This is a genomic window from Mesorhizobium sp. B1-1-1 (genome assembly GCF_006442955.1).
In the GTDB taxonomy this organism is placed as follows: Bacteria; Pseudomonadota; Alphaproteobacteria; order Rhizobiales; family Rhizobiaceae; genus Mesorhizobium.
In genome coordinates this window covers 47,287-71,796 of sequence record NZ_VFWW01000005.1, presented here as the reverse complement: position 1 = coordinate 71,796, position 24,510 = coordinate 47,287, and the positions used below count along the sequence as shown (strand labels likewise).

Here is a 24,510-nt window from a genome sequence, read left to right as displayed (position 1 = left end):
TCCCGCGTAATCCAGGGAGTTTTGAGCGTGACCCTCGCGCGGATGGCGGTTTTTGCAGTGGCTTTCATGGCCGCCGCGGCCGCCAGTCACTCTTCCGTGACCGCGGAGGCTACGGAGAAGGTCGCGTTGCGCGTCGTGATCGACGGCGCCATCGGCCCGGCGAGCGCCAGGCAGCTCAACGAAGCGCTGGCCAAAGCCGCCGAGCGGCACGCCGAAGCCGTTGTCCTCGAGATCGACACACCGGGCGGGCTGGTCACCTCGATGCGCGAAATGATCGCCGATATCCTTGCCTCGCCGGTTCCCGTCATCGGCTATGTCGCGCCGGCCGGCGCGCATGCGGCAAGTGCCGGGACCTATATCCTTTATGCCACCCATGTCGCGGCGATGGCGCCCGGCACCAATCTGGGCGCCGCCACGCCGGTCGAGCTTGGCGGGTTGCCGCCACTTCCCGGTGGCGACCAAAAGGACAAGGGCGACCAGAAGAATGCCACCGGGCCTCCGGCCGGCGACCCGATGATGACAAAGGTGACGAACGACGCGGTCGCCTTGATCCGTTCGCTCGCCGAACTGCGCGGCCGCAATGCCGACTGGGGCGAAAAGGCGGTGCGCGAGGCAGCCAGCCTTTCCGCCAATGCGGCACTTCAGGCACATGTAGTCGACCTCGTCGCCCGCGACACGGCCGAGCTGCTCCAGCTTGCCGACGGCCGCACGGTCGAGGTGGCCGGCAAGCAACAGGTGCTGGCGACCAAGGGCGTGGCGGTCGAGACGCTCGATCCCGGCTGGCTGATCCGGCTTCTCGCCGTCATCACCGATCCCAACATCGCCGTCGTCCTGATGCTTGCCGGCGTCTACGGCCTCGTCTTCGAGTTCACCAGCCCAGGCGCAGTGGCGCCCGGCGTGATCGGGACCATCTGCCTGCTGCTCGGGCTCTATGCCCTCAATCTGCTGCCGATCAGCTATACCGGCCTCGCCCTGATGCTGCTTGGCATCGCCTTCCTCGTCATTGAGGCCTTCAACCCGACCGTGGTGCTCGGGCTTGGAGGCGTGGCCGCCTTCCTGCTCGGCGCCGCCATGCTGCTCAAGGTCGAGGGCCCGGGCTTCGAGATGTCGTGGGCGCTCATCGGCACCGCCGCGGCGCTGACGCTTGGCCTGGCGCTGCTGGCCGGCAGCTATCTGTGGAGGGCGCGCAAGAGCCTGCCGCGTGTCGGCGCGCAGGCCATGCACGGGCTGCCGGCCAGGATCCTCGACTGGTCGGGCAGCGAGGGCCATGTGCTCGCGCAGGGCGAGCGCTGGCGGGCGAAAGCCGATGAACCGCTCGCCCCCGGCGACAGCGTCGAGGTGGCCGACGTCAGGGATCTCGTGCTGACGGTCCGGCGCAGGAACAATGGAGCAAGGCAATGATCATCGGTTACGTCGCCTACCTGGTGCTCGCCCTCATCGTGCTGATCTTCCTGTCCGCCGCCATTCGCATCCTGCGGGAATATGAGCGCGGCGTGGTCTTCACGCTCGGCCGCTTCACCGGGGTGAAGGGCCCCGGCCTCATCCTCCTCGTCCCCTTCGTCCAGCAGATGGTGCGGGTCGACCTGCGCGTGGTGGTCCAGGACGTGCCGCCGCAGGACGTGATCTCGCGCGACAATGTCTCGGTGAAGGTGAACGCGGTGCTGTATTTCCGGATCGTCGACGCCGAGCGGGCCGTCATCCAGGTCGAGGACTTCATGGCCGCGACAAACCAGCTCGCGCAGACCACGTTGCGCTCGGTTCTCGGCAAGCACGAACTCGACGAGATGCTGGCCGAGCGCGACAAGTTGAACAGCGACATCCAGGAGATCCTGGACCAGCGGACCGATGCATGGGGCATCAAGGTGTCCAATGTCGAGATCAAGCATGTCGACCTCAACGAGAACATGGTCCGCGCCATCGCCAAGCAGGCCGAGGCTGAAAGGCTGCGGCGCGCGAAGGTGATCAACGCCGATGGCGAGCAGCAGGCGGCGGCAAAGCTGGTCGAGGCCGGCAAGATGCTGGCGCAGGAGCCACAGGCCATGCAACTGCGCTATTTCGAGGCGCTGCACGACATCGCCGGCGAGCGCTCGTCGACGGTGGTGTTTCCGCTGCCGATGGACCTGCTCACGATCTTCAACAAGCAGCCGGGCGCCGGGAAATAAGCTTGGGAGGGGTTTGGCAGCCCGGCCGCGGGCCGGCGAGCTCGGGACCGGCACGATCACCCGGCGATTCCCCGAAGTTGCGATCTCCACGCCAAGCGCTGCCGGTCCTTTGCTGTCAATTTTAGGAGTTTTATTCAGAATTCAGCAATATATAGCGGGCTTTTTAGCGGATTCATTGTTTTTAATCAGCTTAAGCTTTCGCTATGGATTCTCGACTAGGGTGACGGCGAAATGATCGAGAGCCCTGACGGCGTGGCGGCTTGCCCTGCCTGTCAGGTCAATCGCTTTCTACAAGTCAAGCTTCGGTTGCATAAATGAGTGGGCCCATGTCGATTGCCGGCATCATCGAAAGGATCCTGGACAAGTTGTCCGGCTCCAGCCTGCTTGCGGCCGGCCTCTTGCTGCTGACCGCGCTGGGCAGCGCCCTGATCGCCTATTGGCGGACGGCGGAGCGCAAGAGCTTCAGGGAATTCTTCGATTTCGTCTTTCCCAACGAGATCGTCACGCATCCCTCGGCGCGGGCGGACCTGCTTTTCTGGATCACCCGCAAGGCGATTATGCCCTTCCTGATGCTGCCGGCGGGCGTGACCTTCGTCGTCGCCGTCGGTTACGCGACGAATCGGACGCTGGCGGCACTCCTGCAAATCGAGCCGCCGCTGCTGCCGGGACCGCCGGGGGCGGTGACGATCGTCATCTTCACGGTGACGATGCTGATCGCCTACGACATATCCTATTACCTGTACCATGTGGCCCAGCACCGCTTCCCGTTCCTGTGGGAGCTGCACAAGGTGCATCACTCGGCGGAGGTGATGGTCGGGATCACCAAGGATAGGGTTCATCCGCTCGACGAGCTCATGAACCGCGCCTGGGACGGCGTCATACCCGGGATCTGCTTCGGCATCTGGACCCTTTTGTCGCTTAACCTCGTCGAAGTGACGATCTTCGGCGTCAACGTCTACGTCATGCGCAATATCCTGATGATGGATTTCGTCAGGCACACCCATTTCAAGATATCGTTCGGGCCGCTCAACAACATCGTGCTGTGCCCGCATTGGCACCAACTGCACCACAGCGTCGATCCAAGGCACTACGACAAGAATTTCGGCTTGCTGTTCTCGTTCTGGGACCGGCTGTTCGGAACGTTGTGCGTGCCCAAGCCCGATGAGGATTTCAGGTTCGGATTGATGGAACGCGGCGCGCGCGACTATCAATCCCTGTCGGGGCTTTACGTGCTGCCGCTCAAGAAGATGTGGGGGCACATCGCCCGGCGGTTCCGCCGCCGCGCTTCGTCCGAGCCGACACGGAGCCCGCAGCCATGAACGCTCATGCCGCGATCGAGGGCCGGAAGGCCGGCGCTTTGGAGATCGTCACCTCCGAGGAGCGCCTCGCGTCGGTCGGGCCGGCCTGGACGGAGCTGTGGCGCCGGGCGGAGGGGCTGATCTTTCAAAGCCACGCCTGGGTTACGGCGTGGTGGCAGACGGCCCCGGACCGGGATCTGCGCGGTCTCAGGATCGGCCTCGTCTGGAACGGTGACCGGATCGAGGCCGTCATCCCGCTGGCGACGGTGCGGCGCAAGGGCGTCAACGTCCTGGAATGGGCTGCCAAGGACCACAGCGACTATGGCGACGTGCTGGTCGCGCCGGACTGCGATCCGGCGGCGGTCGCGGCGCTATGGCAGGAAATTTCGGCCGCGGGCGGCTTCGATCTCGTCTATCTGAACCGCCTGCTGCCGGACGCCGCGATGCGCACGCTGCTTGCTCCCGCTTCGGCGCCCAAGATGGCGCTGCGCCCGAACCGCCGCAGCGAAACCAGCTTCCGGGTCGCCGGGCCATGGCGTACGGGCGCGGACTGGTTCGGGGAACAAACGAAGAAGATGCGCCAGAATTATCGCCGTGGCCGCAAATTCCTCGAGGAAGGCGGCGAAGTGCGGTTCCGCCTCATGTCGCCGGACGAGCCGATGCAGCCCGTCCTCGACAGGCTCGCCGAGTTCAAGCGCAAATGGCTCGCCGCGCGCGGACACGAATCCAACCTGTTCGATGAGGGGTCGCCGGCCCTGGCCGCGCTGGTCGCCGTGCTGGCCAGGGAAGGGCTCCTGCATGTCTTCGTGCTGGAATGCGCCGGGATGGTGGTGGCGGTCTCGATCAATTTCGTCCAGCGCAACACGATGATGGCCTTCGTCACGACCTACGATCCGGATGTCGAACGGGCGTCTCCCGGCATGGTGCTGATGATGGACTACATCCAGTGGTCGATCGACAGAGGGCTGACGATGGTCGACTTCCTGTGCGGCGGCGAGGACTTCAAGCGGCGCTTCGCGACCCAGTCGGTGACGCTGGATTCGGTGCTGGGAACAAGGACCTTGCGCGGAACACTCGCCGCGCTGGCGGACCGGACCCTGCACGCCGGCAGGGAGCTGCACCAGCGGTTGCGGCCTGATCCTCGGCAAAAGCCGGCACCGGTGGAATAGGCCCGATTCACCGGCGACGTGCGAACCGAGGTTTGACGCTGCTGGCAGGACGGACCTGCCCGAACCGGCAGCCTATCGGTCGATCATCATCATGGTGCGGTCGCCGTAGCGCGGGCCGGAGACCTTCCCCGGGGCCAGCGCGTCGTCGAGCGCCGCCATCTCGGCGGCCTCCAGTTTCAGCGACGCAGCGGCGACATTTTCTTCCAGATATTTGATCCGCTTGGTGCCGGGGATCGGCACGATGTCGACACCGAAGACGTTGCCCTTCTCCAGGAGCCAGGCCAGCGCGATCTGCCCTGGCTTGACGCCTTTGGCGGCGGCGATGTCGCGGACCTTTGCGGCGGCCTCGACATTGGCGTCATAGTTCGCACCCTGGTAGCGCGGGTCGCCGCGGCGGTAATCGCCTTCCGGATAGTCCTCGGCGCGCTTGGCGCCGCCGGTCAGGAAGCCGCGGCCGAGCGGTGAGAACGGCACCAGGCCGATGCCGGTTTGCCGCAGCAGGGGAATGATTTCCGGCTCGAGATTGCGCTCCCACAGCGAGTACTCGCTCTGCAGCGCCGAGACCGGAAACACGGCGTGCGCCCGCTGGATGTTCGCGGCTCCCGCCTCCGACAGGCCGAAGAAGCGGACCTTGCCCTGTTTGACCAGTTCGCCGACCGTGCCGGCGACATCCTCGGCCGGCACGGCTGGATCGACACGGTGCTGGTAGAGAAGGTCGATATGGTCGGTGGCGAGCCGCTTCAACGACCCTTCAACCGCCGCCCTGATGGTTTGCGGCCTGCTGTCGCGTTCGGTGCCGACCTGCCGGCCATTTTCGATGCGAAAGCCGAATTTGGTGGCGATGGTCACCTGGTCGCGCTTGCCCTTCAAGGCGCGGCCGAGCAGCGCCTCATTGGCGTAAGGGCCATACACCTCGGCGGTGTCGAGGAAGGTGCAGCCGAGTTCGATGGCGCGGTGCAGCGTGGCGATGGATTCGGCTTCGTCGGCCGGGCCGTAGGACTGGCTCATGCCCATGCAGCCGAGGCCGATGGCTGGGACCCGCAGCCCCTGGCTGCCGAGCTTGCGTGTGTCGAGCGTCATGGCGTGTTCTCCGGAGGGGGATTCAAACACCATATAGCGCGCGCGCTCAATTTCCACAGGTGGACCGCGTCCAGCGGGCTCGCCCGGCCACCGGAGCCCTGATGCAGGTCGCCCGAAATGACTTAGCGCGTCGCCTCAAATCCGTTCAGACGAGGCGCTTCAGGGCAGGGGCCGGTCCGCCGGGGCGGCCGTTGACATGAGCGTCCGGCAAGCGGTCGATCATGGTCAGGCCCTCGAATTCGATGGCGGCGCCAAGCAGTTGGGCCGCCGCCAGGACCAGGTGCTCGACGTCCTCGAGAGCAACGTTTTCGTCGAGGTTCCTGAGCCTGATCCGTTCGGCCACCGCGGTGATGTTGACGATGCCGTACGTCCTGAAAGCCGTCGCGACCGCGGATTGAACGTCATCGCGCAACCGCGTCGAGTAGTCATACCGCATCGAAACCTCCTGGACTGGTTTTGCCTTTGTAGCATGCGCCTCGCATCGGCGTCTGGCAAGCGAAAATATGAAAATAGTCGATATATATCAGTTAGTTAGCATGGTTACGCAAAGGCGCACCCGACGCTTTATAGTCATCATGAGCAGGATGGGGAGGTCGCGTATTTGCCGACCTTGACGTGTTAGGATTGCTATCCTAATTATTAGTGGAATGAGACAGATACTCATTCGCGTATTGGGTTTTGCGAGGAAGTGCCGTGACTGAACTGGAACGTCCTGAACGCTTGCAGGTCATGCTGACCGCCGATGAACTGGCGGCATTGGAGAACTGGCGCTTCGACAAGCGCATGCCGAGCCGCTCGGCCGCGGTCAGGGAGCTCTTGCGGCGTGGCCTCGCCTCGGACGGATTCCTGGCGGCGGAGCAGGGCGTCAAGTCCCAGGACTTCGGACTGCTGTCCACCCCGGGCGGCAACGGCAATGTGGGCGACGGCCATTCTGACTGAGGCGCGGTGACATTCAGGTGATGCCGGCCCGCAAGGACGGGTTCCGCGCTTCCGGTGCCCATCGACTTGAATGTCCGCTCTGTCCTGGTGCTCGAAAACCATTTGTATGGTCGCTGGCGTCTCCGATGCCGGCCGCCCTGATCTGCGGAACGACGTTCCCCTCGATCACTCCAGCCGGCGAGGCGATTTCGATGAAGTTGAAGCAGCAGGCTGTTTCAAGGTGATTGCCTTGTCCGGCGCACGCGTTATCTAGTGGCTATAGGCTGACACCTGGCGGGGCAATGGCTGACATAGCAAGCGGTGAAAAACAGGACGCAACGGCCGATGCGCAGCTGGCGGCGATCGTCGATTCCTCCTTCGACGCCATCATCAGCAAGGACCTGAACAGCATCATCAAAAGCTGGAACCAGGCGGCCGAACGCATGTTCGGCTACAGCGCGGAGGAAGCGTTGGGGCAGTCGATCCTGATGCTCATCCCCGACCACCTCAAGAACGAGGAAACCGAGATCATCGCCAAGGTCCGCCGCGGCGAACGCCTCGCGAGCTACGAGACGACGCGAAAGCGCAAGGACGGCACCTTCATTGCCGTTTCGCTGACGGTGTCGCCGATCAGGAACGCCAGCGGCGAGATCGTCGGCGCCTCGAAGATCGCCCGCGACATCAGCGCCAGCAGGGAGAACGAGCGCCGGATCAAGATGCTGATGCGCGAGGTCAACCATCGCGTCAAGAACCAGTTTGCGGTGATCCTGTCGATGGTCAGGGAAACCAGCAAGCGCTCGCAGGACCCGCGCGAGTTCGAGGAGATGATCCGCGCCCGCATCATGGCGCTGTCACGCTCGCACGATCTGCTGGTCACCTCGAACTGGGCGGGAGCCAGCCTGTTCGACCTGGTCCAGGAACATCTCAAACCGTTCGGCCGCGAGGAGCAGATACTGCTTTCGGGACCGCTGCTGACCTTGCAGTCGAATGCGGTGCAGAATCTCGGCATGGCTTTCCACGAGCTCGGCACCAATTCGTCCAAGTATGGAGCGCTCGCCAGCGATTCCGGCCGGGTCGAGGTGACCTGGAGCATGAGCGACGACGCTCTGGCCGAACGCGAATTCCAACTTGTCTGGGAGGAGCGGTCGCCCCCCTATAGCGGCGGCGACGAGCGCGACGACACCACGCGCAAGGGGTTCGGCACCGTTGTCCTGCAAAGGGTGGCGCCGCAGTCGCTCGGCGGGTCCGCCGTGATCGAGCGCTCGCCCGGCTATTTCAGATGGACGCTGAACGCGCCGCTGGCGTCGATCATCGTGCCGCAGCACCCTATGGAAGACGCCGGCCAGACGATCGGCTTAGGCATCTGAAAGCCGCCGCCGTGGCCAAGGCGCGCCGCATTTGCGGATTCAGGGGGCTAGAGGATGTTGGCCGTCACCTCGACGATGATCGCAGCTCCTTCGAGCGAGCCGTCGGGCACATGCACGACACGCGAAACGCGCAGGTCCTGGGCGTTTCCGTCGACGGACAGCGAAACGCTCTCGCCGATCCGGGGCACGGCCTGGAAAACGGCCTCGATCGATTGAGGCCGGTTGTCGATGGATACGCGGCAGTTGACGGTCATGGGCATCTCCTGTGGCGGCCACCCCACGCGTCAACGCGGCCCCCTCGGAATGGTTTCAGGCAGGGATGCGGCAATCCCCGAACGTCGATGCCGGCGCCTGGCCGACCGGTCAATTCGGGAAATTGTTGACCGGCTCCTCGCAGCGGTAGACCGGACAGTGCCCGTCGCGGGCCGGGATATAGGCCGACATCGGCACTTCGGGCCAATCGCATTCATTGCCGAACTGCCTGACATAGCGGTCATAGGTATTGGGGCCGGTGGTCAGCACGACGGCGCGGTGGCTGTGGATCATGGCGCGGATCTGCGCGCAGCTCATGGCGCGGCTGTCGGGCCGGGCTTCGGCCAGGCCGGTGGCGGCAAGCATGGCAGCCACGGTCGGCAACAGGATTCGAACGGACATGGCGGTCTCTCCAAGGCATGATCCGCAACGCCGGGCGATCAAGCTTGGTTGCGGCATGCCGGGGAGATTCGCACTTTGTCTGGCGGTTGCGCAACAGCCGGCGTCTTCTCTTGCGAGGGACGGCGCGGGCGCGCAACCAAATCGCGCCTCGCGCATTGCTGGGCATGCTCGGCAGGAAGCCTTACCAAACCCCGCGATGGCCGCCCGGGAACAGGGATCGCGAGGCCATGTGCTGTTCGTTCTGCGGCGGCCGCGACCACGGCTACGAGGACTGTCCGCAAAGGCCGCCGTCCGACAATCCGGCCGAGCCCAACTTCGATGATCCGCCGGGCGACGATCTGATCAAGAGCAGCTCGGGCGAGGGCAGGCAAGGCGCATAGGAACTTCGTGACCCGGTCGCCCGCGCATCAATGGGCGTGCGCTTCGTTGCGCTTGCGGGTCGCGGCTGCCTTCCTGGCCGATGCCGACCGGCTGGCGGCCGAACGCGAGGCGGAAGCCTTGCCGCCCTTTTCGCCGCCCTTATGCGCGGCGGGATGGCCGGTGTGCTTGCCGCGGCCGGAGCCGCCCTCCTTCTTGCCGCCGCCATCATCCTTGTTGACGGTGGCCCAGGCGCGGCGCTCGGCTTCCTTCTCGGACACGCCGCGATGCTCGTAGCCCTCGGCGATGTGGTCTGCCTTGCGCTCCTGCTTGTCGGTGTATTTCGATTTTTCTCCACGTGGCATGGCTCTGCTCCCGGGTTCATCCGATGCCCCTGCATCTGCGCAGCCAAGGATGTGGTTCCAATTCCCCTGGTCGCGGCCGGCTGCGAAGGTTCCCGCTGAACCGCTCCAGGCGTGAATTCGACGCGATTCCCCAGGGAAAGCGCCACGTCCCTTTCCCGGGAAAGCCCTACGTACTCTTCTGGGCATTCGCCGGACGGGCTGCGGTCTCGGAGCCGGCGAAGAAAGCGCTCAATTCGGCGGCCGTTTGCGCGGGTGCTTCTTCGGGAAAGAAATGCCCGCCCTGGACCGCATGGCCGCGCAGATCGCCGGCCCAGCCGCGCCACAAGGCCAGTGGTCCGCCTTCGCCGGCATACCATTCGGCGAGCGCGCCTTGCCCGCTCCACAGCGCCAGCACCGCGCAGGCGATGCGCCGGCCGGCGGCGCTGTCGGCATGGTCGTGCTTGCGGTCGAGCCTCGCGGCCGCCCGGTACTCCTCGCAGATCGCATGGGCATGGGCGGGATCGCGCAGGGCCTCGACATAGGCCTGGCGCACGCCGGCGGAAAACGCCTTTGGCGACGAGCCCCAGCCGCCCAGGGCGTCATCGACGATCGCGTCGGCCGCGCCCGCCAGGAGCTTTTCCGGCAGCGGCTCCGGCTGCGCCAGCAACGACCACGGCCAATAGCCGAGCGCCAGCCTGGCGTCGGCCCGGTCCCAGGCGTCGGCGGTGGGCACGATGTCGAGCACGGCAAGCCTTTCGACGCGGTCGGGATGGTCGAGCGCGAGGCGGTAGGCGACACGTCCGCCGCGATCATGGCCGGCGACCATAAAGCTGGAAAAGCCGAGCTCGGCCATCAGCGCCACCATGTCGCGGGCCATGGCGCGCTTGGCGTAAGGGGCGTGATCGGCGCTCGACGCCGGGCATGAGCTGGCGCCGTAGCCGCGCAGGTCGGCGCATATGACGGTGAACCGGTCCGCTAGGCGTGGCGCCACGTCGCGCCACATCAGATGCGTCTGCGGAAAGCCGTGCAGCAGAAGAACGGCGGGCCCGTCGCCGGCGCGCCGGGCGAAGATGCGGGCATCCCCGCAGTCGACCTTGAGGGTCTGAAAATCTTCGAACATGATTGCCTCCGGCAGGCGAAACGGCGGCAGGATGCGAGGGTTGCAATGTGCGCCTGCGAAAGCCGCCAACTTTTTCCGCCGACATGCGTTGTCCCTGCGAGCAAAACGTTTGGACCGAAGACATCGCGAACAGTTCCGCGCGTTGCGCGAGGAGGTTCGGGATGTCTCCGGTCCGAACACAGAGGAGACGACCATGCCGACCAGCACCCAGAGCGACAGTTCGAAAGCAACCAGCAAGCAGCGCAGCATCCAGCGCAAGGTCGACGCCAAGGACCGCGCCAAGGCCAAGCCCAAAGGCGACGGCGCCATGCAGGCCGGCGCGCGAAAATATCCCGCGCCGCCTTTTCCCGCCCAGCATCATCCCAAACCCGGCGAGGAATGGGCCATCGAGCCGGCGCCGCTCTATGACGCGCCGTTCTGGCGCGGTTCGGGAAAGCTGGAAGGCAAGGCGGCGTTGATCACCGGCGGCGATTCTGGGATCGGCCGTGCGGTGGCCGTGCTGTTCGCGCGCGAGGGTGCCGATATCGCCATCGTCTATCTCAGCGAGGACCGTGACGCGGAGGCGACCAAGCAAGCGGTCGAAGCGGAGGGCCGCCGCTGCCTCGCCTTGCGCGGCGATGTCGGCAATCGCGCCTTCTGCGCCAAGGCCGTGGCAAGGGTCGTCAAGGAACTGGGGCGGCTCGACGTGCTGGTCAACAATGCCGCCTTCCAGATCCATTCCACCGATTTCGCCGACCTGACCGAGGAGCATTTCGACACCACGCTGAAGACCAACCTCTACGGCTACTTCCATATGGCGCAGGAGGCGGTGGCGCATATGAAGCCGGGTTCGGCCATCATCAACACCGGTTCGGTCACCGGCATCGAGGGATCGAAGGACCTGGTCGACTACTCCATGACCAAGGGCGGCATCCATGCCTTCACCCGGGCGCTGTCGGGCAACCTCGTCGGCAAGGGCATCCGTGTCAACGCGGTGGCGCCGGGGCCGGTGTGGACGCCGCTCAATCCGTCGGAGAAGGAGGCGCAGGACGTATCGCAGTTCGGCGCCAAGACGCCGATGAAGCGGCCCGCCCAGCCGGAGGAAATCGCGCCGGCCTATGTGTTCCTGGCCTCGCCGCAATGCTCCAGCTACATCACCGGCGAAATCCTGCCGATCGTCGGCGGTTATTGAGGCAAGCCATCGAAGGCACGCCATCGACTATTGGGCGGCCGGTGAGGGCGGCCCAACCCGGAAAGGAGGCCGAGATGAGACTTCTCGCCATCATGTCCGTCAGCCTGATGCTCGCCGCGCCCGCCGCGGCGCTGGCACAGGCCGAGCAGCAGAACCCCGACAAGCAGGCGCCCAGCGAAAAATGCCGGGCCAAGCCCGACGGCAACCAGCAGCCGACCGACAACACGCTGACCGAGACGCTGAACGATTGCGGCGGCGTGCTGAAGCCGCCGCCGACAGGCGACCAGGGCATGGCCGCGCCGGCGCCCAACGAAGGCAAGACGCCGGTGATCAAACCGGGTGAAGTGCCGCCGCAGCCGCCGAAACAGTAGCCGGCGGCTTGCCGCGATGCAGCTATCGGGTTCCGAACCGCCCCTTGAGGCGGCAGGCTTTCAGGATTTGCCGTTGCCGGGCAGAAATTCCGCCTCGCGCCCGGCATCGATCATGGCCCGCATCGCCTTCTCGGCTGGGGTCCAGCCATCGAGGGCATCGCGGCAGCTGCGCCATGCGGCGCGGTAGCGCCGGCCGTGCTTGCCGGGCCAGTCGCGCAGGCATTCCAGGCCTTCCCAGGCGCTGCGCACCACGCGCTCGCGGGCCGGTCCGACCTTCAGCCTGACCGGACGGGGAAAGAACTTGTCGTTCACGGCGATCTCCATTGAAACTGAGGCGCCCGATAACGCCGGCCGCCGTTCCGGGGTTCCGTCGCAGCCGCTAAACTTTTCGACTAATTTTCAGCCGCCGGGAGCTGCGTCCGACAGCGGCCTCGGCGGCGGCGGGCCGGGAGCCTGCGCGGCGGGCCGGTCGTGCTCGAACTGCCGCGTATCGGGCAAGGCATGCAGCCAGGATTCGCGCCGGCCGATCCACAATTCGTACTCCGGCATGAGATCGGTCGGCGCCACGTCCAGGCTGCCGATCATCACCTCGGCTTCGTCGTCGCTGAGCGAGGCGACACGGCTGCCGCAGGTCGGGCAGAAGCCGCGGCCGGCATAGGTGCCGAGAATGCCCGATGTCTCGAACGCCTGGCGCGGCCAGATGGCGAAGGCGGCAAAGGCGGAGCCGCTGGTCTTGCGGCAATCCTTGCAATGGCAGAGACCCACCCGCAGGGGCGGACCGCTGACGGTGAACTGCACGCCGCCGCAAAGGCAACTGCCGGTTCTGCGCGCGGTGTCGGGCATGGCCGTGGCCTCCAACCATTCGGTGCCGCAATGCGCCCGGGTCCTGCCCCGGGCAACGCTTCCAAAGCCGGTCGCGCCGAGCTATCCGCGCGCGGCCATGTGGTTGTCGAGCTTCTTCCTCGAGGGCCCGTAGCGCTTGATGATGGTCTGGGCCTCGCTCTGCGGGATGCCGTATTTGCGGGCGAAAGCGGCAACCTCATAGGTTTCCTCGCTCGAAACCAGCTTGCGATCCTGCTTGATCTTCGATTTGTCGTCCGCCATGCCGAGCCTCACTTTCCACCCCCGGCGCGCCGCCGTCGCGGCGCGACCCTGCGGTCATACATAACAGCATTTGACGCCGCTGGTTCCATAGCGGCTTTTGCGCGCTTTGGCGATCACGGACCGGAATATCGGGTCCGCTGCCTCAGGCCGGCTCCAGGCGTATGGCGGAGAGATACGTCAGGGCCGATGTGGCCCACTTTATCAAGGATCAAGGATCCGGCAAAGCGGACTCCGGTTTTTGCGACAGCGGCCCGATCATGTTGCGCCGATCGCGACATCCGGAAAAAACTTCGGCGGATATGTCGGATGCGCGGTGCGTGGCGCGTCCTAGGAGCAATTCCAGGAAAGTTCGGTTTCCATCCGGAATTGGGTAAGACAAGCAAACGAAACGGGAGAACAACCATGCCGTCGCCAACCGTCCAATCGCCGTGGCAGACCGCCGCCTTGCTCATCGCCCGCCTGATCTTCGCGGCCGTCTTCCTGATGGCGGTGACGTTCAAGTTCATGGGCATGGGCGCCACCGCCGGCTATATCGCCGCCGCCGGCTTTCCGTTTCCGCTGTTCCTGGCCTGGTGCGCGGCGATACTGGAGGTGCTGCTGGTGATCGCTTTCCTCACCGGCGCCTTCTTCACGCCGGCCGCGCTGGTCGCGGCGGTCTACGTGCTGTTCCTCGGCTTCGCCTTCCACGGACCGAGCCACTGGGCCGGCAACCAGGCGGAATTCGGCTTCTTCGTCGACCATTTTTCCTTCCTGGCCGGGCTGCTGTTCGCCGCCGTGCACGGGCCGGGCCGCGTGCTTTCGCTCAATCCGGGATGGCCGGGCAGGGCGTAGCTACATCTGGTCGTTGTAGGGTTCCTTCATCTGGCCGACCATGCGCGCCAGTTTCGAAAAGGACGGCATGTCAGCTTCGGGCTGGCACTGGTTGGCGAGCTCCAGCAGCCGGATCGGGAAATTGACGGCGTCGCGGCTCGACGCCGACATGCCCTCGGACCGCTCCTCGCTGGTTTCGCCGGCTTCGGCCTTGCGCAGGGCGATGTCGATCTCCTCTGATGTCAGCACGCCCTTCCTGACCAGGACGTGGTTGATCGATGCGACGGCCATCAGCAGGCCCTCGAGTTGCAGGTTGGCGACGTTCATGGCGGTTGCTCCCATCGGTGAGGCGCGTCACGCTGAACAGGGCCCGTGCGACGCACTTGCAGGTATCGGCCTACGCATGTCGCCCAAAACCGAGGTCACTTTGAGGCGGCGTGCATAGGCGTTCAGAACGCGCGGACATCCATTCGCGATCCGCGCCCGGCAAGGAAAATAGTTCAAGACCGATGTCGGGCTGCAGCGCAGGCTTGTTCGTCATCGCCAGGAAGCCCAGGAAACAGGCAAGGAAGCGGATGCAATGACAATCACCATTACGGCATTCAAACGGTCGCCCGACGGCGGCAAGGGACTGGCGCGCGACACGCGCGTTCGCTGGGCGCTCGAGGAAGTGGGCCAGCCCTATGAGGTTCGTCTTGTTTCCCATGCCGAGATGAAGGCGCCCGACCATCTGGCCATTCAGCCCTTCGGCCAGATCCCCACCTACGAGGACGGTTCGCTCTGCCTGTTCGAGACCGGCTCGATCGTCTTCCACCTTGCCGAGCGGTATCCGGGGCTGCTGCCGGAGGATCGCGATGCCCGCGCCCGCGCCATCACCTGGATGTTTGCCGCGCTCAACACCGTCGAGCTGCCGATCCTCGAACTGACGACGGCAAAAATATTCGAGGCCGACAAGCCCTGGAGCGAGGAGCGCCTGCCATTGGTGAAGGACCGCGTTCGCGCCCGGCTGGACAGGCTCTCGGCCCATCTGGGCGGCGCCGACTGGCTCGACGGCGCGTTCAGCGCGGGCGATCTGTTGATGGTATCTGTGCTGCTGCGGCTCAGAATGTCGGGCATTCTGGACGAATATCAAAACCTGGCTGCCTATGTGGCCCGCGGCGAAGCCCGGCCCGCCTATGGCAGGGCGTTCGCCGCGCAATTCGCGGTCAATGCTCCAGCACCCAACTGACAAAGCGGATAGGCCGGGGGAGGATCACGCTGGGACGGGCAAGATAGGATTTTTTTCTTAAAGACTGTTGACGGGGTGAAGGCAACTATGCTATGTTTTTATCTATGGTGCTGAGTTGCGCCGATGACCCGCCCCCGAGGCGGGTTTTTGATTCTGGCGGGTGCTGTGCTCCAGGCCTGTCTTCTGATCAATTCTCTGCCAACGCGCTTCGCGATTTCCACAGCGAGGCTCCGGTTCGTAAGTTCGGCTGATCCTGTCTGCCCATTGCCGTGACGGCGGCGTTCGCTGCGCAGGGCAGTGCTGAAAGTTTTTGAGGAATTTTTTCCTAAAAGCTGTTGACGGGGTGAAGGCAACTATGCTATGTTTTTATCTATGGTGCTGAGTTGCGCCGATGACCCGCTCCGAGGCGGGTTTTGTGTTTTTGGTTTTGCTTTCTCCTCGAACGATGGCGCTCTACGGCGCCCCCCTCTGTCCTGCCGGACATCTCCCCCTCAAGTGGGGAGATTGGCAGCTTCAGCGCGCCGCCTGCAACTCAAGAGATTGGCGAAAGCGATAGCGACAGCCGATCTCCCCCCTCGTGGGGGAGATGTCCGGCAGGACAGAGGGGGACGCGAAGGAATGCGACGTTTCGAACCTGACGATTATCCGCGAGAAATCCCATGCCACGCTATGCCACCATCATCACCGGGGATGACGGCCTTGAGGTCGTCAGCGCCATTGGCGAATTCGAGGGTGCGGCACCGCAGACGCGGCTCGGCCGGATCGAGCAGGTCGCAACCGGCGTGCTGATCGGCATGGTTCGGGACGCGGCCGGCGGCTTCGCTTTCCCGCAGGCGACAATTCATAGCGGCGCCATCGGCCTCGCCATGGCGGGCCTGAAGGATCTGCCGGGCGTCGCAAAACCTGCCCGGCAGCCGAAGGGCGCCAGGAACGTCAGGAGGAAATCCACCCGCTCGAAGAAGAAGCGGGTCCGGTCGGTCAAGTCCGTGCCGTCGAAGGCCAAGGCCGGCGATGCCGAGGCGGTGACGGGCCATGGCTGACGAAACCGCCGCAGTGCCGGCGCGCGGCAAAGGGCGCAAGCCGGCCGCCAGCCGGAGCGCAAGCCCGGAAACCGCGCCGGAGACCCGCCGCAAACGCCCGAAGAAAACGCTGGGCGACGACTTTCTCGCCGCCGTGCGCGCCGATTTCCGCGCCCATGGCGCCGGCGTCATCGCCGAAGTGCGGGCCGACAAGCCTGACCAGTATCTGAAGATCGTGCTTTCGGTGCTGCCCAAGGATTTCGATGTCGCCGTCAACCATCTGGATGCCCTGAGCGATGAAGAGATCCGCAGCCGCATCCGCGCGCTCGAAGCCGCGGTCAAACCGTTCCTCGAAGACATCGCCGGTGGCGGCGAGGACGGAATATCTGGCGCTGCTGGCGGAGCTTGACCGCAGGCGTCGTACCAACCAGCTTGCCGCCTACCGGCCCTATGCCAGGCAGGCGGCGTTTCACGCGGCAGGCGCCGCCAACCGCGAGCGGCTGTTCATGGCCGGCAACCAGCTCGGCAAGACCCGCGCCGGCGGCGCCGAATGGGCCATGCACCTGACGGGCCGCTATCCCGCGTGGTGGCAAGGCAAGGTTTTCGATGCGCCGGTGCGGCTGTGGGCCGCCGGCGTTACCGGCGAGGGCACGCGCGACAATCCGCAGCGCGTGCTGGTCGGCCCGCCGCAGCAGCAGGCGCAATGGGGCACCGGCATGATCCCGGCCGATGCCATCGTCGACACCATGATGGGCCGTGGCGCGCCGGGCGCGCTGGACAGCGTCGTGGTGCGCCATGGCGGCGGCGGCGATGTTCAGGCCGGCGAGAGCGTGCTGTCGTTCAAGAGTTTCGAGAAAGGCCGCGAGAAATGGCAGGGCGAAACGCTGCACGGCGTCTGGTTCGACGAGGAACCGCCGCTCGACATCTATTCCGAGGGCCTCACCCGCACCAACGCCACCGGCGGCATCACCATCGTCACCTTCACGCCGCTGCTCGGCATGAGCGATGTGGTGCTGCTGTTTTTGAGCGCGGCGGAGGTGGAGGGAATGGCGAAGGGGTGATGGAGAAGAAACTGATTGGGGACGAGCGGCATCGCACTTGGCGCTTGCTCGCCTTCGTCGGCGCTGCCCCTCATCCGGCTGCCGCCACCTTCTCCCCGTAATGACGGGGAGAAGGGAGCTGGCCGCAATCTCGGCGCCGATTCTTGAACGTTCGCGATTGGCGAAACCGTCGACAACAGCACCTCTCTCCCCGTCACTATACGGGGAGAGGATGCCGGCAGGCAGGTGAGGGGCGGCGCGACGTCGGTCCGAAAAACCTAGCCTTCACAAGACGCTACATCGATTATCTCGAAAGTGATTCAGGATCCCCCCATGTCCCGTCACGTCACCTTCATGACCATCGACGACGCCGAGCATTATTCGGCCGACGAGCGCGCGGCGATCGTTGCCGCCTATCCCGCGCATGAGCGCGAGGCGCGCGCCCGGGGCATTCCGGTGCTGGGCTCCGGCCGCATCTTCCCGGTGGCGGAGGAGCTGATTGCCTGCGCGCCGTTCCGGCTGCCGCGCTACTGGCCGCGCATCGGGGCGCTCGATTTCGGCTGGGACCACCCTTCCGCCGCGGTCGAGCTCGCCTGGGATACGGAGGCCGACGTCGTCTATGTCGCCAAGGCAGCGCGGGCCTCGCAGCAGACGCCCGCCATGCAGGCGCTGACCCTGAAACCCTGGGGCGAATGGCTGCCCTGGGCGTGGCCGCGCGACGGCCGCCGCGAAACGCTGGAAGGGGCGGGCACCGCGCTTGCCAAGCAATATGCCGCGCACGGGCTGAACATGCTGTCGCGCCACGCGCAATTTGCGGACGGTTCGGTCTCGGTCGAGGCCGGGCTGATGGAGATGCTCGACCGCATGCAATCCGGCCGCTTCAAGGTGTTTTCGACGCTTGTCCCCTGGTTCGAGGAGTTCCGGCTCTACCATCGCAAGGACGGCCAGGTGGTGAAACTGCGCGACGACCTGATGGCGGCGACGCGTTATGGCGTGATGATGCTGCGCGAGGCGATGGTGGATCCGGCGGAGTTCAGGGCGGCGAGGCGGGCGAAGGGGCAGAGCGATCCGCTGGGGGCGTTCAGGTGAGGGCGGAGGGCTCTTCGGAGCGTCGCGGCAGCGCAATTCCCGCTGGAGGAAACGGGCGCTCCGGCGCCGGCCCATGACCCTCGCTGCGATGTCCCTGCGCCTACTCCAGGATTTTCCAATATGAATCCTTGCGGATCACCTTGCCGTCGCGAAACGTGTAGAAGTCGCAACCCCGGACCTCCTTTTTCTCCCCCTCGCGTGTGGTGCCGGTGAGCGTCCATTTCGAGATGCCGGTATCGGCGGTCGAATCCACAAAATGTTCGGCGTTGCCGTAGTGGACATCGGGCAAGCCTTCAAAGCGTGTCGCCAGTGCTTTCCGTACGTTTGCCTTGCCCTCGAAACGAGAACCCCAGGGCTTGCCTCCCCTCGGCATCTCCAGAATGCAGTCGTCGGAAAAGAACGCCATGATCCGATCGAGATCGTGCGCGTTGAAGGCCTCGCATAGCTGCGTCAGCGTCGATCGAATGTCCATTCGCCCGTCTCCCTTCAATTGGATGACCGATGTCTTTGCTCCCGCATTCGATGGTCGAAGTAGGTCACCGGCGAGGAGACCGGTCAAGGGCGTGAATTTTTCACGCGGCACTCACACAGATGAACCTTATCCCCCGGGCTCTGGCATCCGCATGACCCTCCGCATCATCCCCGCGACCCTGCGCGATCTCTCCTATATCGCCGCCAATTTGCGCCCCGAGGATCGCGCCGAGATCGACTGCCAGCTCGACCACTGGTCGCCGGCGCTGCTGGCGCTGATGGCGCTGCAAGGGTTTGCCTATGTGGCAGAGCTCGACGGCAATCCGGAGGCGGGGTTCGGTGCGGCCGAGCAGCGGAGCGGGCTTTGGATCGCCTGGAGCTGGGGCACGCGCCGCATGAGGCGCTGCGTGCCTGGGATCACCGGATTTTTCCACGCGGCGCTCGGGCCGCAAGTTTCCGCCCGCGGCGCCTGGCGGGTCGAGGCGCGGGCGCTGGCCGGCAATGAACTGGCGCTGCGCTGGCTTGCGCGGCTGGGCGCCACGCAACGCTGCCTGCTGCCCGGATATGGCCGGAACGGCGAAGATTTTTTCCTCTACGACTGGACAAGAGAAGGCTGGAACCATGTGTCTGTTTCAAAAACCACCGGAACTGAAGCCGCTGCCGGCAGTGCCGACGGCGCAGGACAAGGACGTGCAGGCGCGCGAAGCAGCGCTTCGGGCTGAGCTCCAACAGCGCCAGGGCACGGCCAGCACCATCAAGACCGATCTGGCGCCCGGCAGCCTCGCCGGCCAGCGCCGCGTGCTCCTGGGGGTGTAACCATGACCGCGATGAAGCGCAGTTTCGCCGGCGCGTGCTGGACTGGTGGTATTGGAGACGGCATGCAAGGTTGGTGAAAAGGCGTGGCGGGTGAACGCTGCCAATCTCCCCCACGAGGAGGGAGATTGGCAGCTTCCACCGCTCACCCCTTCTTCGCGAACGCCCAGACCATCATCGGGTATTCCTCGTCGTTGCTGAGGTCCCGCCACAGGCCGTAGGCGCGGACCGGGCCGCCTATGTGGGCGCGGGCGCAGGCCTTGTTGCCCCAGCCGAACGCCTGGACGTTGTCCTCGGCGAAGCCGCCATCGACCATCAACTGCTTCAGGCCGGCCGGCGTCCACCTGTTGTAGTCGTGCGGCCTGGCGTGTACGCGAAACAGGAAGGGCGTCGCCACCATCGCCCAGCCGCCCTCGCGGGTCATGGCGTGGATGTTCCGCGCCGCCGCCTGCGGCCGCTGCACATGTTCCAGCACCTGGTCGGCGATGACGATGGAATATTGCTCGTCGGTGCGATCCTTGCAGATGTCGAAATCGGGGAAGTCGACCGAGCGATAGTTGGGGCACATCGCCTTCCAGTAGCGGTTCCAGCCGGGCGAGATCTCGATCACGTCGCGCGATTTGCGGTTGGCAGCCGTCAGGAAAGTGGTGAAGGCTTCGATCTGGCGGATGCGCAGCCAGTTGCGGGAATCGTAGCCGATGAGCCGTTTGACGGTACGTTTGCTCTGGTTCTTCAGGGCGGCAAGCCTTGTCGTCGTCACATCGACCTCCTGCAAAACCCCGCCGCGAGGCGTTCCTAGACCAAGAACCGCGCAAAAGGATGACATCGTCGGCTGAAGCTGCCGATCTCCCCCCTTGAGGGGGAGATGCCCGGCAGGGCAGAGGGGGTCGCCTCGCATGAAGCGCTAACCTCCTTCTGTTGCAGAAGGCCGAACCCGGTCGATCCGACCCCCTCTGGCCGCTTTGCGGCCATCTCCCCCTCAAGGGGGGAGATCCCCCAGTTTTAACGAGGCCCCCATGACCAGCGATTCCCGTGCCCGCGATATTCTTTCCCGCCAGTCCGAGCTCGAGAGCGAGCGCGCCGCCTACGAGCCCGTGTGGGAGGCGGTGGCGGAGTTCTGCGATCCCGATGCGCCCGATATCCTGTCCGGGCGCGGCGCCCGCCGCGGCGACAGCCAGGCCGAGCGGCAGGAGCGGCGCGGCGCCCGCGTCTATGCCAACACCATAAACTCGGCCGCCAACCGGCTGGCCGCGGGGCTCGAAAGCCTGATCATCCCGCAGTCGGAGAAATGGCACGGGCTGACCACCGCCGAGATGGACGACGAGGAGACCGACGAGGAAAAGGAATGGGCGGAAAACCTGCGCGACTTCCTGTTTTCGCTGCGCTACTCCGCCAATTCCAATTTCGTGCCGGCGACGCAAGCCTGCCTGCGCAATGTCGTGCGCTACGGTCCGGCCTATCTCTATGCCGAGGAAGGGTTCGGTTCGACGCTGATCCGCTACGCCTCGATCCCGGTGGTGGAAGGCTATCTCTCGCGCAACCGCTGGGGCCAGGTCGACATCTTCCACCGCCGCTACGAACGCACCGCGCGCCAGGCGGCGCAGCTGCTCGGCTACGAAAAACTGCCGGCGCGCATCAGGACGCTGGTCGACGACCCCGCCAAATGCGAGGAGAAGATCGCGCTCATCCAGTGCATCCAGCCGCGTGACGAGCGCCGCATGTACCGCTCGGGCGGAAGCTACCGCTATCTCGACGCCGCCTTTGCCTCCTACCATGTCATCGAGGACGAGGAGGAGATCGTGCGCGAGAGCGGGTTTCGCACCTTCCCGGTATCGGCCTTCAACTGGCGCCGTTACGAGGGCGACGCCTATGGCATCTCGCCGACCATTGAAGCCTTGACGACCGTGCGCGAGGAAAACGCGGTCCGCCGCTCGGGCCTGCGCGCGCTCCAGCAGATCACCGATCCGCCGACGGCGTCGAAGGCCAGGCTCGACTACGTGCCGGTGCTCGATCCGGGCGAGAATTATCCGGGCCTCATCGACGACGATGGCAGGCCGCTGATCGCGCCGATCACCACCGGGCAGAACCCGAGCTACGCCTTCGACTATGCGGCGAGCCGGGCTGAGGAAATCCGCGACATGATGTTCGTCAACCTGTTCCAAACCCTGGTGCAGAACCCGCAGATGACCGCCACCGAGGCGCTGATCCGCCAGGAGGAGAAGGGCGCGCTGCTCGGACCGTCGGGCTCGATCATCCAGGCGGGCTTTGCCACCAATCTCGACCGCGAGCTCGGCATATTGGAGGACAAGGGTCTCTATGACGAGGACAGCCGCTTCCTGCCGCCGGCGAGCCTGGCGGGCAAGGCGGTGCGGCCGACCTTCACCGGTCCGCTCGATGTCTTGCGCCGCTCGGCGGAAGCGCGCGACACCATCCAGCTGGTGACCACGGCCATGCAGATGGCGCAGTTCGACCCTGATGTGATGGACAATATCGACAGCGACGAGGCGCTCAAGATCGTGCAGAGCGCCGGCCGCAGCCCGCAGCGCATCTTCCGCCGCAAGGATGAGGTGGCGGGCCTGCGCGACGCGAGGGCCAAGGCCAGCCAGGCGCAGGCCGGCATGGCGGCGATCGCCACCGCCGGCAAGGTGGCCAAGGATGCCGTGCCGGCGGCCGTGCAGGCGCGCGACAGCGGCCTGCTCGAAGGCCTGCAAGGCATGCTGCAGGGCGGCACCGCCGATGGGCCGGCACCTGATGCCGGCGCCCAGGGCGCGATGCCGGCCGGACAGCGCGCATGAGCCGCAAACGCTTCGCCCACGCGTCGCAAAACGGCGGCCCCGCCAAAGCACGCGAGGCGCTGGCCAAGGCGTATATGCGCGTGTTTTCCGGCGAGGACGGCGAAATGGTGCTGGCCGATCTCGCGGCGACGGTCGGCTATTTCAGGCGCCCGTCATACGGCGAGTGGATGGCGCGGACCAAAACCCCCAATGGCTTCGAGCTGCACAGCGCGCTCAGCAACGCGCGCGCCGAAGTGGTGCAGCACATTATGGGGTTCCTGACGCTGGACGAGGCGCAGCTCGTGGCGCTGGAAAAGGCGGCACGGGAGGAGGAGAGGTGAGGCGCTGAAGCGCCGATCTCCCCCCTCGTGGGGGAGATGCCCGGCAGGGCAGAGGGGGGCGCTGTCCCGCCGGCCTTGCCGTGTTCATCGCACGGCGATCAAATCACGAGCGGTCGCTCAAGCCGGGCCCTAGACGACAAACATATGGCCATGTTCAAAGTTCGGCGGCGACCGAGGTCGGCGCTCTACGGCGCCCCCCTCTGTCCTGCCGGACATCTCCCCCACAAGGGGGGAGATCGGCGGTCTGGCCGCCGGTGATTCAATAATTGCCGTTGTAGTACCGGTCGTCGCAAGGCGCGGTGTAGATGCGGCCGTAGCGGTCCTGGTAGCGGCAGAGCTGGTCGCCGCGGCGCTGCGGGGTGGTGGCTGAGCCGACGACGGCGCCGAGCAGCGCGCCGCTGGCCGCACCGATCACCGTGCTCTTGGTGTTGCCGCCGATGGCCTGGCCGACGAGGGCGCCGCCGGCGCCGCCGATCAGCGCACCGGTTCCGGCCCGCTGCTGGCCTTCCGTCTGCGCGCAGCCCGCCAGCGCGGCGATCATCAAAACGGCGGCAGTTGTTTTGTGAAGGTTCATGTGACGTCTCCCTTAAAGATTTGAAATCCCTATCGATCGTCCCGTGCGGCCGCATTGCGGCGGAACGGCGGCACAGGCTGTCACGATATAAGACATGGTTTCTCGGGCGTTGATGAACCGGGAGGCGAAACACCTCTTTCGAACAAGGCGCTAGCGCCGATGCCTGTCAAAATGATTCAGCCTGAGCGGTCCCGGCCGTGTCTGGCCGCCCTTCCTGCCGCGTAGACCGCTCCTCTCCCTCACACAAGGACGATTGGCGGCGCCACCAGTTCACTTCCAACCTAACCCTCAAAAGGAACATCACATGACAGATCTGGCAGATGCCGGGTCCGTGGCTGCCTCGTCGCAGCCGGCGGGCAACCCGGAACGGCCTCCGGCAGGCGCGGATAACGGGTCCGCCGTGCTTGCCGGCAAAAGTTGGTTTGACGGTCTTTCCGAAGGCAACCGCAAGCTTGCTGAAGCCAAGGGCTGGACCAAGCCTGAAAGCCTCGATCGGGTTTTCACATCCTATGCGGAGCTGGAGCGGCGGCAGGGCGAAAGCCTGCGCGTTCCAGCCAGGGACGCGCCTAAGGAAGACTGGGACAAATTCCATGCCCGGCTGCCCGAGGCGATGCGTCCGCTGACATCGCCCGAAAAGGTCGAATACCGGCGGCCCGACGGCCTGCCGGAAACCTTCGCCTATTCGGACGAACTCGCCCAGGCGTCCAAGGCCTGGGCGGTCGAAGCCGGCGCCACGCCGAAGATCGCCCAGGCCTATCATGACAGGTTCGTCGGCTACATGGCCGAGCAGGCGGCGGCCCAGCAGGCAGCGCTCGCCCGCTCGGTCGAAGCCACCCATGACGACCTCGTCAAGGATTGGGGGCCTACCGACAGCGATGGCTTTCGCCAGAAGTTGGAGGTGGCCAACCGGGCGATGAAGAAGCTCGGCCTGGTCGATGCCTACAAGCAGAAAGGCATCCTTCTGCCCGACGGCGCCCTGACCGATCCGCAGATCGCCAGGGCCTTCCAGGCGATCGGCGAGGCGATGTTCCGCGAAGACACGATCGACGCCGACGCGGCGCCGCGGGGGCAAAACCCGTTCCGGCGCAACGCCGCCGGCGAGCGCAACGTTTCGGCCATTTCAGCCCTTGTCAAAAGCGACCCTCAACGCGCCCGGCGGCTGGCCAGGGAAGCGGGCGAAAACCCGGATCTCTGGATGCCGAACAACCCGCTCTGATCCCGACGCATCAGCCGCCG

At 65.4% G+C, this 24,510-nt stretch carries 31 protein-coding genes and 1 pseudogene; 19 read left to right on the top strand and 13 right to left on the bottom strand.

Features of this window, described 5'->3' with window-relative positions:
- Positions 1-27: 27 nt before the first annotated feature.
- The 4 genes from FJ986_RS11095 to FJ986_RS11080 all read left to right on the top strand — a co-directional run bounded on the left by FJ986_RS11095 (position 28) and on the right by FJ986_RS11080 (position 4,629).
- Positions 28-1,401, top strand: a complete 1,374-nt coding sequence (locus FJ986_RS11095) for a nodulation protein NfeD (protein WP_140663732.1) — start codon at positions 28-30, stop codon at positions 1,399-1,401.
- The gene (locus tag FJ986_RS11090) at positions 1,398-2,162 is read left to right on the top strand and encodes a slipin family protein (protein WP_140623014.1); all 765 of its coding nucleotides are present in this window, start codon (positions 1,398-1,400) and stop codon (positions 2,160-2,162) included. The genes FJ986_RS11095 and FJ986_RS11090 overlap by 4 nt, the downstream gene beginning before the upstream one ends.
- 326 nt (positions 2,163-2,488) lie before the next feature.
- Positions 2,489-3,481, top strand: coding sequence for a sterol desaturase family protein (locus FJ986_RS11085; protein WP_140500004.1), 993 nt, complete (start codon positions 2,489-2,491; stop codon positions 3,479-3,481).
- Positions 3,478-4,629: a GNAT family N-acetyltransferase gene (locus FJ986_RS11080; protein WP_140582370.1), complete on the top strand. Its 1,152-nt coding sequence runs from the start codon at positions 3,478-3,480 to the stop codon at positions 4,627-4,629. Before FJ986_RS11085 ends, FJ986_RS11080 begins: the two co-directional genes overlap by 4 nt.
- A 72-nt stretch (positions 4,630-4,701) precedes the next feature.
- Here the strand turns inward: FJ986_RS11080 and FJ986_RS11075 are convergent, their stop codons facing one another.
- Positions 4,702-5,709 (bottom strand): aldo/keto reductase, encoded by a 1,008-nt coding sequence (locus FJ986_RS11075; RefSeq protein WP_140674271.1) that lies wholly within the window; start codon positions 5,707-5,709, stop codon positions 4,702-4,704.
- Positions 5,710-5,854: 145 nt separating this feature from the next.
- Positions 5,855-6,145, bottom strand: a complete 291-nt coding sequence (locus tag FJ986_RS11070; protein ID WP_246681792.1) for a hypothetical protein — start codon at positions 6,143-6,145, stop codon at positions 5,855-5,857.
- A gap of 257 nt (positions 6,146-6,402) precedes the next feature.
- Here FJ986_RS11070 and FJ986_RS11065 point away from each other — a divergent pair, with 257 nt between their 5' ends.
- The gene (locus FJ986_RS11065) at positions 6,403-6,648 is read left to right on the top strand and encodes a hypothetical protein (RefSeq protein ID WP_140499998.1); all 246 of its coding nucleotides are present in this window, start codon (positions 6,403-6,405) and stop codon (positions 6,646-6,648) included.
- Between the two features lie 281 nt (positions 6,649-6,929).
- Positions 6,930-7,994, top strand: coding sequence for a PAS domain S-box protein (locus FJ986_RS11060; protein ID WP_140499996.1), 1,065 nt, complete (start codon positions 6,930-6,932; stop codon positions 7,992-7,994).
- Between the two features lie 47 nt (positions 7,995-8,041).
- On the opposite strand, the gene FJ986_RS11055 is transcribed toward FJ986_RS11060, so the two are convergent.
- Together FJ986_RS11055 and FJ986_RS11050 are read right to left on the bottom strand one after the other, a co-directional pair.
- Positions 8,042-8,248, bottom strand: a complete 207-nt coding sequence (locus tag FJ986_RS11055) for a hypothetical protein (protein ID WP_140499995.1) — start codon at positions 8,246-8,248, stop codon at positions 8,042-8,044.
- A gap of 109 nt (positions 8,249-8,357) precedes the next feature.
- Entirely contained in the window at positions 8,358-8,648 is a 291-nt protein-coding gene (locus FJ986_RS11050) for a hypothetical protein (RefSeq protein ID WP_140547516.1), read from the bottom strand.
- A 227-nt stretch (positions 8,649-8,875) separates the two neighbouring features.
- Between FJ986_RS11050 and FJ986_RS30460 the strand changes: the two genes are divergently transcribed.
- The gene (locus FJ986_RS30460) at positions 8,876-9,028 is read left to right on the top strand and encodes a hypothetical protein (RefSeq protein WP_181167666.1); all 153 of its coding nucleotides are present in this window, start codon (positions 8,876-8,878) and stop codon (positions 9,026-9,028) included.
- Between the two features lie 27 nt (positions 9,029-9,055).
- Here the strand turns inward: FJ986_RS30460 and FJ986_RS11045 are convergent, their stop codons facing one another.
- Positions 9,056-9,370, bottom strand: coding sequence for a plasmid stabilization protein (locus tag FJ986_RS11045; RefSeq protein WP_140515975.1), 315 nt, complete (start codon positions 9,368-9,370; stop codon positions 9,056-9,058).
- A gap of 166 nt (positions 9,371-9,536) precedes the next feature.
- Positions 9,537-10,469 carry an alpha/beta hydrolase gene (locus FJ986_RS11040; protein WP_140674269.1) on the bottom strand — a complete coding sequence of 311 codons (933 nt, stop codon included), beginning with the start codon at positions 10,467-10,469 and terminating at the stop codon, positions 9,537-9,539.
- A 193-nt stretch (positions 10,470-10,662) separates the two neighbouring features.
- Here FJ986_RS11040 and FJ986_RS11035 point away from each other — a divergent pair, with 193 nt between their 5' ends.
- Positions 10,663-11,640, top strand: coding sequence for an SDR family oxidoreductase (locus FJ986_RS11035; protein WP_140499988.1), 978 nt, complete (start codon positions 10,663-10,665; stop codon positions 11,638-11,640).
- Between the two features lie 74 nt (positions 11,641-11,714).
- Positions 11,715-12,011, top strand: coding sequence for a hypothetical protein (locus FJ986_RS11030; RefSeq protein WP_140499986.1), 297 nt, complete (start codon positions 11,715-11,717; stop codon positions 12,009-12,011).
- A 60-nt stretch (positions 12,012-12,071) separates the two neighbouring features.
- On the opposite strand, the gene FJ986_RS11025 is transcribed toward FJ986_RS11030, so the two are convergent.
- From FJ986_RS11025 to FJ986_RS11015, 3 genes are all read right to left on the bottom strand, one after another.
- Positions 12,072-12,323 (bottom strand): DUF982 domain-containing protein, encoded by a 252-nt coding sequence (locus tag FJ986_RS11025; protein ID WP_140499984.1) that lies wholly within the window; start codon positions 12,321-12,323, stop codon positions 12,072-12,074.
- Between the two features lie 87 nt (positions 12,324-12,410).
- The gene (locus tag FJ986_RS11020) at positions 12,411-12,854 is read right to left on the bottom strand and encodes a GFA family protein (RefSeq protein WP_140582355.1); all 444 of its coding nucleotides are present in this window, start codon (positions 12,852-12,854) and stop codon (positions 12,411-12,413) included.
- A gap of 81 nt (positions 12,855-12,935) precedes the next feature.
- On the bottom strand, positions 12,936-13,115 hold the full coding sequence (locus tag FJ986_RS11015; RefSeq protein WP_115144153.1) for a DUF3606 domain-containing protein: 180 nt from the start codon (positions 13,113-13,115) through the stop codon (positions 12,936-12,938).
- A gap of 402 nt (positions 13,116-13,517) precedes the next feature.
- Here FJ986_RS11015 and FJ986_RS11010 point away from each other — a divergent pair, with 402 nt between their 5' ends.
- On the top strand, positions 13,518-13,946 hold the full coding sequence (locus FJ986_RS11010; RefSeq protein ID WP_140515969.1) for a DoxX family protein: 429 nt from the start codon (positions 13,518-13,520) through the stop codon (positions 13,944-13,946).
- On the opposite strand, the gene FJ986_RS11005 is transcribed toward FJ986_RS11010, so the two are convergent.
- Entirely contained in the window at positions 13,947-14,252 is a 306-nt protein-coding gene (locus FJ986_RS11005; RefSeq protein ID WP_140499979.1) for a hypothetical protein, read from the bottom strand.
- Between the two features lie 253 nt (positions 14,253-14,505).
- Here FJ986_RS11005 and FJ986_RS11000 point away from each other — a divergent pair, with 253 nt between their 5' ends.
- The 5 genes and pseudogenes from FJ986_RS11000 to FJ986_RS10975 all read left to right on the top strand — a co-directional run bounded on the left by FJ986_RS11000 (position 14,506) and on the right by FJ986_RS10975 (position 18,301).
- Positions 14,506-15,153: a glutathione S-transferase family protein gene (locus tag FJ986_RS11000; RefSeq protein WP_140499977.1), complete on the top strand. Its 648-nt coding sequence runs from the start codon at positions 14,506-14,508 to the stop codon at positions 15,151-15,153.
- Between the two features lie 659 nt (positions 15,154-15,812).
- Positions 15,813-16,193, top strand: coding sequence for a hypothetical protein (locus tag FJ986_RS10990; RefSeq protein ID WP_140557880.1), 381 nt, complete (start codon positions 15,813-15,815; stop codon positions 16,191-16,193).
- Positions 16,186-16,581: a hypothetical protein gene (locus FJ986_RS10985; protein WP_140499976.1), complete on the top strand. Its 396-nt coding sequence runs from the start codon at positions 16,186-16,188 to the stop codon at positions 16,579-16,581. The genes FJ986_RS10990 and FJ986_RS10985 overlap by 8 nt, the downstream gene beginning before the upstream one ends.
- Positions 16,538-17,197, top strand: a pseudogene (locus tag FJ986_RS10980) (terminase family protein); the annotation flags it as partial. The gene FJ986_RS10985 and the pseudogene FJ986_RS10980, both read left to right, overlap by 44 nt.
- A 348-nt stretch (positions 17,198-17,545) precedes the next feature.
- Positions 17,546-18,301 carry a terminase family protein gene (locus FJ986_RS10975; RefSeq protein WP_140674266.1) on the top strand — a complete coding sequence of 252 codons (756 nt, stop codon included), beginning with the start codon at positions 17,546-17,548 and terminating at the stop codon, positions 18,299-18,301.
- Between the two features lie 100 nt (positions 18,302-18,401).
- Here the strand turns inward: FJ986_RS10975 and FJ986_RS10970 are convergent, their stop codons facing one another.
- Positions 18,402-18,773 (bottom strand): nuclear transport factor 2 family protein, encoded by a 372-nt coding sequence (locus FJ986_RS10970; protein ID WP_140516300.1) that lies wholly within the window; start codon positions 18,771-18,773, stop codon positions 18,402-18,404.
- Between the two features lie 151 nt (positions 18,774-18,924).
- Between FJ986_RS10970 and FJ986_RS10965 the strand changes: the two genes are divergently transcribed.
- Positions 18,925-19,494, top strand: coding sequence for a hypothetical protein (locus FJ986_RS10965; RefSeq protein ID WP_140674264.1), 570 nt, complete (start codon positions 18,925-18,927; stop codon positions 19,492-19,494).
- Between the two features lie 236 nt (positions 19,495-19,730).
- Here FJ986_RS10965 and FJ986_RS10960 read toward each other — a convergent pair whose 3' ends face one another.
- Positions 19,731-20,345 carry a methyltransferase domain-containing protein gene (locus tag FJ986_RS10960; protein WP_246681790.1) on the bottom strand — a complete coding sequence of 205 codons (615 nt, stop codon included), beginning with the start codon at positions 20,343-20,345 and terminating at the stop codon, positions 19,731-19,733.
- 256 nt (positions 20,346-20,601) lie between these two features.
- Here FJ986_RS10960 and FJ986_RS10955 point away from each other — a divergent pair, with 256 nt between their 5' ends.
- Positions 20,602-22,380: a portal protein gene (locus FJ986_RS10955; RefSeq protein WP_140674260.1), complete on the top strand. Its 1,779-nt coding sequence runs from the start codon at positions 20,602-20,604 to the stop codon at positions 22,378-22,380.
- Positions 22,377-22,700, top strand: coding sequence for a hypothetical protein (locus tag FJ986_RS10950; RefSeq protein WP_140674259.1), 324 nt, complete (start codon positions 22,377-22,379; stop codon positions 22,698-22,700). Before FJ986_RS10955 ends, FJ986_RS10950 begins: the two co-directional genes overlap by 4 nt.
- Before the next feature lie 259 nt (positions 22,701-22,959).
- On the opposite strand, the gene FJ986_RS10945 is transcribed toward FJ986_RS10950, so the two are convergent.
- Positions 22,960-23,274, bottom strand: a complete 315-nt coding sequence (locus FJ986_RS10945) for a YMGG-like glycine zipper-containing protein (RefSeq protein WP_140521524.1) — start codon at positions 23,272-23,274, stop codon at positions 22,960-22,962.
- A 304-nt stretch (positions 23,275-23,578) separates the two neighbouring features.
- Between FJ986_RS10945 and FJ986_RS10940 the strand changes: the two genes are divergently transcribed.
- Positions 23,579-24,490, top strand: a complete 912-nt coding sequence (locus FJ986_RS10940) for a hypothetical protein (protein ID WP_140657725.1) — start codon at positions 23,579-23,581, stop codon at positions 24,488-24,490.
- Positions 24,491-24,510: the final 20 nt, after the last annotated feature.